The organism is Phenylobacterium sp., from assembly GCF_030651185.1.
In the GTDB taxonomy this organism is placed as follows: Bacteria; Pseudomonadota; Alphaproteobacteria; order Caulobacterales; family Caulobacteraceae; genus Phenylobacterium.
The window spans coordinates 1-1,026 of the sequence record NZ_JAUSCJ010000016.1; the positions used below are offsets into that span (position 1 = coordinate 1).

The window sequence follows — 1,026 nt, forward strand, 5'->3', positions numbered from 1 at the left end:
GCACCCGCGACGCGCCCTATGAAAAGGGCATCCGCTATCGCCTCGTGAACGGCGTCTACGAGCACAACGCCTCCCAGGAGCAGAACTACACCCGCTTCAGCGAGGTCGAGGACTCGGTGGCCAGCGGCGGCGTCGACTTCAAATACACCCTGCCGCTGTCTGACGCCCGCGAGGCCATCTTCAGCGGCGGCGTCGCCTATTCCGACAACGACCGGCATGCCGAGGCGCGGGAATACCGCTTCCTGGCGCTGAACAACTCCCTGCCGCAGACCGTGCGGCGCCAACGCGTCGACTATCTGCTGTCGGACTTCAACATTGGTCCCAACCTGCTGGTGATCCGTGAGACCACCGGCAGTGAGGGCGCCGCGGCATACAAGGCCGCGCTTGAGGTTCAGGGCGCCTATGCTCAGGTGGACGCCGAGATCATCCCCCTGGTCCGGGCCGCGGTGGGCATCCGCTACGAGGACGCGACCCAGAGCGTGACGCCGGTGGATCTGTTCGGCGGCGTTCCGCCCGTCGCCCCGGCCCCGCTCGAGAACCAGTACTGGCTGCCCGCGGCGACGGTCACCTGGAACTTCGCCGAGGACATGCAATTGCGGTTCGGCGTCTCCAAGACCATCGCCCGTCCGCAGTTCCGCGAACTGGCGCCCCAGCAGTATCTGGATCCCGAACTCGATCGCCTGTTCATCGGTAACCCGTATCTTGTGGACACCGAGCTTCTGAACTTTGACGCGCGATACGAATGGTACTTCGACACCGATCAGTTCGTGACCGTCGGGGCCTTCTACAAGGGCCTCGACAAGCCGGTCGAGGCGGTGGTCAACGAGTCCGGCGCCACGGTTCAGCAGACCTATATCAATGCGCCGAAGGCCCGCCTCTACGGCGCCGAGGTGGAGATCAAGAAGTACTTCGAGCCGCTCATGGAGACCGGCTGGCTGGCGACCAAGCGCTGGCTGGTGGGGGTCAACTACACCTATTCGAAGTCCGAGGTGCAGGTTGAGGCCGGCGATCTGGTGTATCCGCTCG

The 1,026-nt window shown here is 64.5% G+C and carries 1 protein-coding gene; it reads left to right on the plus strand.

Annotated elements, in window-relative coordinates; translation table 11 throughout:
• On the plus strand, positions 1 to 1,026 hold a 1,026-nt coding region (locus Q7J39_RS06680), incomplete at both ends, for a TonB-dependent receptor domain-containing protein (protein WP_304821766.1).